The organism is Paenibacillus dakarensis, from assembly GCF_001373415.1.
In the GTDB taxonomy this organism is placed as follows: domain Bacteria; phylum Bacillota; class Bacilli; order Paenibacillales; family Paenibacillaceae; genus Paenibacillus_AQ; species Paenibacillus_AQ dakarensis.
Genome location: NZ_CDSE01000052.1, coordinates 85356 through 91464 on the forward strand (window position 1 = coordinate 85356; position 6109 = coordinate 91464).

The window sequence follows — 6109 nt, forward strand, 5'->3', positions numbered from 1 at the left end:
GACGAGCCGTTTCATTGATGATTATAATATTGTTAGAGAGACAGAGTATCTAAAGGAACCTCGAATGCATGTTTAATAACTAATCCGGCAGCAAGCTTGGTTTCATCCGGATTATCATGAAGATAGATCAATTGTACGTTATTAACCGTTACAGGCAGCTCGTGCATCACTCTAGCCTTAATCTCATTGAACATTTCGGGACTGATCGTATGAATGACTCGGCCAGTGATAAGCAGACTGTCTGGGTTTATAAATGTAATAATATTGGTAACGGCGATCGCGATGCCATCGACAATTTTTTCGTATAAACTAAGGAACTTAGGGTCGCCAGTTCTTATGCCCTCTGCGAACTCTTCAAGGGTGCATTTGATGGAAGCGCTAAGTCCGCTGCTTGAAGCCAACGTCGTTAAGCATCCGGTTCTCCCGCAATGGCAGGGATAAGCATCTTCCCCATAAAAGCCTTTATAATGCCCGAATTCACCTGCAACAAAGCTTGATCCTGCTATAATTTGTTTATTATGGACAATCGCACCGCCTGTACCATAATCAAAATTAATTGTGATATTGTTATTGGAGTCCTTCAAACGGCCGTACATATTCTCATTGACAGAGAGAAGATTGATATCGTTCTCGATAAACACGGGAATATTATATTTGTCTTCAAGCAGTTGCTTGAGTGGCAGGCGATGAAAGCCTATGCCGGGTGTCCGCAGAACAATACCATGCTGAGAATCTACCAGGCCCTGCATACTGATTCCAATCCCCTTTATTTTGGAGTTGGGAACCTGGGTGAGCAGTTCATCGATTACTTCATGCAGCAGCTGCATGAACACATCTATAGAACCATATTTGTTGCTTGTTCGTTCTGCAGATGCGATAGCTTCTTGACGCAGATTATATACCTTTCCGCGAATATATTTGCCGGCGAGCTCAAGGCCAACGGCATAAAAGTGGCTGCTGTTGATATGTAGGCCGACCCTTTTCCTTCCGCTGCCTCCCTCCAAATCAATAAGCTCGCCTATCAAGATTATTTTCTCCTTCAACAGGCGGTTAACGATATTAGTTACCGTTTGTCTGCTTAGTCCCGTTTTTTCAGAGAGCTCTACGCGAGAGATGGGCCCTTCCGAATAAATGAGAAAAAGAACCTTCTGCTGATTGATTGATTTTAATAGCATATGACTAGTTTGTTTGACCAAATCACCCACGTTAAGCATCCTCTTTCCAACAATTTTATAATAATAAGATCAAAACAATTGACAAATTGGGCGTATATATATTTCAAGTGTAGCATTAATATAAGACGAAGAAAAGTTGTGGGCAAGATTGATTTAATGAACAGAATTTTTAGTTGTCATAAAAAAACGGCAATATATGGCGGTTTTGTGCAGTTTCATACGGATAATTCGAAAACGCTTAAATATAAAAATATTAAAAACATAATAAATTGTATTGACATTGTGTTAAAAAAGGATATTATAATTTGTAAATTGATTTGATTAAGTATAACAAAATGACGTCTAGAGGAGCAAGTAATGGAATGGATCGGATGGATAATTGCAATTGCAGCGATGGTGGTGCTGGCTTACATATGCTGGCTGCATGCAGTTATATTGAAACCCGGTAAGACAGATGTGCTTATTGTACTTGGCTATGTATCGAAAGACAGCCAGATACACCCTTTGCTTAAGGAAAGACTGGATGAGGCTTACAGACTATTTTGGCAGTACAGGCACAAATATATCATTGTATCGGGGGGAGCGGTTGGTTCACGTCTATCTGAAGCGGAGCAGATGAAGAGATATCTGGTTGAGAAGGGCGTTCCGGCAAAAAGAATTTTATTAGAAGATAAGTCACGTAATACGGTTCAGAATTTAATCTTTAGCAAGCAATTGATGGACCAGTACCAACTGAAATCTTTTGTGATCGTAACTAATCTATTTCATATTCGCCGAACGAAATATATTATGCATCGGCTTGGTATGAAAGGCGGTTTCAGCGCTAGTCGAAGCCTTAAGAGTATTATAGGGTTTCAGCTGAAATTAACATTTTTAGAAATTCGGGCTTTCCGGCTAACTCTTCCTATTATTAGGAGGGCCATGGATGATCGAAACAATGGACAAAATGCTTGACAAATGATCGTCAATTCGTAATTATTGTGTAAACGCTTACAAATGATGTGGGAGGTGAGGCATAAGGGTCGGCATCCAGAAGTTTTTTTACATATTATTTACAAGGGTTTGATCATAGGTTAACAAGACACAGGTATTCTTAAATAGTTAATCTAATTTATTTATTAATTAACAGGGGGGAAAAGTTATGTTTAATGGAACAATGAAACGATTCATGAGTACGGGTGTAGCAGCTTTATTATCTTTAACAATGCTGGCTGGTTGCACCGGAAACAGCGGAAAGAACGAGCCTGGCCCAAGTTCAGCTCCTGCCGGTTCGGATAAGCCAGCAGCCTCCGCAGAGGTAGAGACTTACGAGAACGGATTGCCGAAGAATGAGGAGGTTACGCTAAAGGTAGGCTTCTTTGTAGGAGGATATGGCCGGGAGTGGTTCGATCACGCAGTTGAGTCGTTCACAGCCAAGTATCCAAATGTCAAAATAGACATCACGGCTTCACCTGATATGAAGACGATTCTTTCTACAAAAATTTCAGCAAACAATGATAATGACATGTTTGATCTATTTAATACAGCACCAGCGGGAGGTGTTACTGCACTCGCTGAAGCAGGCAAGCTTGAGCCAATGGATGACATTTGGGAATACCCTCTTCCAGACGTGCCGGACAAAAAAGTCAAGGAGCTTATGATGCCAGGCATGTACGAGTCAACGCAGATAATCGATGGGAAAAGGTATGAGTTTACTACGGCAAGCAGCTTCGGCGGGCTGTTTTTTAACAAAAAACTATTCGAAGAGCATGGCTGGAACCAAAACCCAAACACGTGGGATGAGTTTAAAGCACTTCTAGCAGACATTAAAGCAGACGGCATTGCTCCGATTACGTTCCCTGGTATTCATCCTACCTACCATAACTGGGCTTTCGGAACAGCCAAAAACTTTGAACTGGCTGATATCAATGGACATGCCGATGAATTTATCGAAAATTATAAAACCTATGCTCTCCCGCAATACACAAATCCAGAGACGGTTGAAACCTGGACTCGCTTCTATGAGCTTGGTAAGGAAGGATATTTTGCAGAAGGACTTCCGGCATTGAATCATACGCAATCGCAAATGCAGGTTATTCAGGGGCAAGCGGCTATGGTATCGACAGGGACTCATGTCGAGAATGAGATGAAGGAAGCAACGCCTGCGGATTTCGATTGGGGTTACATGGCTGTTCCTTTCAGGGATAACACAAATCAAAAGCTTTGGATTCGAAGCGGAACTACAAACTTCAACTATATCTGGGCAGCTAAGCCGGAGCTGAACAAAAAGTGGGCCAAAGAATTGATCACATGGCTGGTTACGCTCGAAAATCAACAATTTGCTGCTGAAAAAGCGGGCGCTCTGCCAATGCGCAAGGATTTGACGGAAGATCCTACAAGTTTGGCTAAGCTTTCCAGCTCCGCCCAATCTGTTCTGAAGTACATTGCGGATAATCAGGCTCAAACTTATAAAGCAAGCCGGTCTATCAGTATTTCCGATCCGAATCTTGCTCAAGCGGAAAAATTAATAGATGAGAATGTTGCGAAGTTTGCTCTGGGTAAACAGGATCCGAAACCGATTCTGGAGCAGGCTGAAGAGCTGCTGAAGAAAGCTGTAGAGGCTGAAAAGAATAAATAAGTAGTGATGGAGCGGAGAGGATTCATCTCCGCTCTTCCGTTTTAACTTCTGAGACCATATAGGTTTCACACTGAAAATAACTTACTAAATGTTTAGTAAGATAGGAGTTGACCTCTCATGTCTGATTCAACCATCGTGAAGACCCCAGTGCCCCTTATGCGCAAACTGGGTCTAGATAAAGCGAATACCCAGAAGTGGATATTTCTGTTCATAGCCATCGTCCCTCCTTTTGGCGGCTATTTGCTGTTTACGTTGTTTCCAAACATTTTATCCGTATATTATTCGCTGCTCGATTGGGATGGATTCACGGATGCGAAGTTTGTCGGACTGTCCAACTTCGTCACCGCATTCCAGGATAAGTATGTGTGGCGCGCACTAACCCATAACTTGATTTTTATGATAACAGTGCCTTTCCTTGTTATTAGTATATCTTTAATACTTGCCTATTTAATTACTAATAAATCGTATAAAGAAAATAAATTTTTGAAGGTATTGTTTTTCTTTCCGAATGTTTTATCAACAGTCGTAGTCGCTCTCCTCTGGGCTTTTATTTACGATGGATCTTACGGTTTGCTGAATGGGATTCTGAAATTCTTTGGATTTAATATCGGTAATTTCTATTGGCTGGGCAATGAGGGCACAGCACTTTTATCTATTATTCCGGCATGGGTGTGGGGTGGAGTCGGACTGTACGTCATTATATTCGCTAATGCGATGCTGGCGATTCCAAAGTCGTTGTACGAAGCGGCGATTCTTGAAGGCGCTGGACATATGAAGCGCTTATTTATGATTACCATGCCGCTAGTTACGCCAATTATCCGTGTCAGCGCATTGTTCCTAATTGTTGGCACGATGAAGGGTTTTGAAATCATCCTCATTATGACAAATGGGGGCCCGTTCGGGTCGACGGATGTCATTGGCCTCTACATGTTTAACATGGCTTTTGGCGAAGAGTATCGGAATTACGGTTACGCTTCCGCAGTCGGTATGATTCTGTTCGTCATTTTAGTAACAGCTAAGGTGTTAATCGATAAGTTTGTACCGAACAAAGGCTACGAGTATTAATTTCTATATGAAAGTTCGGAGGGATAAGTTTGAAGGAAAAACGAACGATTTTGGACGTTGTGTGGCGTGTGTTGCTTTATGCTTGGTCGCTGACCATAATATTTCCTTTAGTCTGGGTTATCTATGAATCACTAAAAAGCAATGCTGAGTTTTTTCAAGATATATGGGCGCTTCCCACAGAACTGAGATGGCAGAATTATACGAAAGCTTGGAATCAATACGGTTTTGGGCAATCACTCTTGAATACCCTTTATTATGTCGGCGGAAGTCTGGTGTTGGGCCTTTTCTTCACGACAATTAACGCTTATGCACTCACTCGAATGAACTTCAAAGGAAGAAAACTAATTTGGGGCTTGATTATGCTGTCCTTGTTCCTGCCGGGCATCAATGCGCTTGTGCCTCAATATGTGTTGATGCGGGAACTGCATTTGACTAATAGCTTAACCGGATTAATACTGCTGTCCAGCCTGGGGGAAAGCGTGTTCTACCTTATGCTCCTTGGGGGCTTTATGAGCTCTCTGCCTGCGGAGCTTGAGGAAAGTGCAACGATGGATGGCGCTACTCTATTCCAAAGGTTTTGGCGTGTTATCGTTCCATTATCTACACCGGGTATTGTAACGGTTGGAGTATTCAAATTCTTAGGGTACTATAACAATTTCTTGGCACCTTTTATCTATTTAAGCGATCCAAAGAAATATCCTATTGCCGTGCAAATGTATTCCGCGAACAAGCAAATGGAATACACTGCGGATTGGGTAACTTTGTTTGCCGGCGTTACTATTGCTATGGTTCCATCGATTATAATTTATATTTTATTCCAAAAACTGCTTATGGAAGGCGCTACTATGGGTGCTGTTAAGGGTTAGAGATAGATTGAAAAAAGATATATAAGGAGTGGAAAAGCCAGATGAACAGATTTAAATTAATTGCACTTGATATGGATGGAACTCTACTTACCGATGATCAGCGGATTACGGAAGAAACCGTTGTGTGGCTGAACAGGGCTGTGGATGAAGGGATAAAGGTGCTGTTTACGACAGGAAGAGGCATGCAGACAGCATCGAATTATTGGGATGAGCTAGGGCTGGAATCGCCAATGGTGCTTTTGAATGGAGCTGAAGTATGGCGGGGACCGGGAGATCTGCATAAACGCGTTTTTCTGCCTGAGGATGAGGTGCGCAGCTTGCATAAGCTTGCCATGGAAAACCATGCAGATTGGTTTTGGGGATACAGCAGGGAGAGTCTAACTGGA

General features: G+C 42.2%; 6 protein-coding genes. 5 read left to right on the forward strand and 1 reads right to left on the reverse strand.

The features are described from left to right. Positions 1–32: 32 nt before the first annotated feature. The gene (locus BN1234_RS14385) at positions 33–1205 is read right to left on the reverse strand and encodes an ROK family transcriptional regulator (protein ID WP_054957353.1); all 1173 of its coding nucleotides are present in this window, start codon (positions 1203–1205) and stop codon (positions 33–35) included. A gap of 327 nt (positions 1206–1532) precedes the next feature. Between BN1234_RS14385 and BN1234_RS14390 the strand changes: the two genes are divergently transcribed. From BN1234_RS14390 to BN1234_RS14410, 5 genes are all read left to right on the forward strand, one after another. After that, positions 1533–2129: a YdcF family protein gene (locus BN1234_RS14390; protein WP_054957354.1), complete on the forward strand. Its 597-nt coding sequence runs from the start codon at positions 1533–1535 to the stop codon at positions 2127–2129. A gap of 187 nt (positions 2130–2316) precedes the next feature. Then, complete coding sequence (locus BN1234_RS14395; RefSeq protein ID WP_054957355.1) at positions 2317–3792, forward strand: ABC transporter substrate-binding protein; 1476 nt, start codon at positions 2317–2319, stop codon at positions 3790–3792. A gap of 117 nt (positions 3793–3909) precedes the next feature. Further along, positions 3910–4857 carry a carbohydrate ABC transporter permease gene (locus BN1234_RS14400; RefSeq protein WP_054957356.1) on the forward strand — a complete coding sequence of 316 codons (948 nt, stop codon included), beginning with the start codon at positions 3910–3912 and terminating at the stop codon, positions 4855–4857. A 29-nt stretch (positions 4858–4886) separates the two neighbouring features. Continuing rightward, positions 4887–5723 carry a carbohydrate ABC transporter permease gene (locus BN1234_RS14405; protein WP_054957357.1) on the forward strand — a complete coding sequence of 279 codons (837 nt, stop codon included), beginning with the start codon at positions 4887–4889 and terminating at the stop codon, positions 5721–5723. Between the two features lie 41 nt (positions 5724–5764). Continuing rightward, positions 5765–6109, forward strand: a 345-nt coding sequence (locus BN1234_RS14410; protein WP_156337217.1) for an HAD family hydrolase, incomplete at its 3' end; no start/stop codon positions are given.

Bases quoted from the DNA above. Each gene is read 5' to 3' on its own strand.
- BN1234_RS14390 (WP_054957354.1), top strand. From the start codon at position 1,533: ATGGAATGGATCGGATGGATAATTGCAATTGCAGCGATGGTGGTGCTG.
- BN1234_RS14395 (WP_054957355.1), top strand. From the start codon at position 2,317: ATGTTTAATGGAACAATGAAACGATTCATGAGTACGGGTGTAGCAGCT.
- BN1234_RS14400 (WP_054957356.1), top strand. From the start codon at position 3,910: ATGTCTGATTCAACCATCGTGAAGACCCCAGTGCCCCTTATGCGCAAA.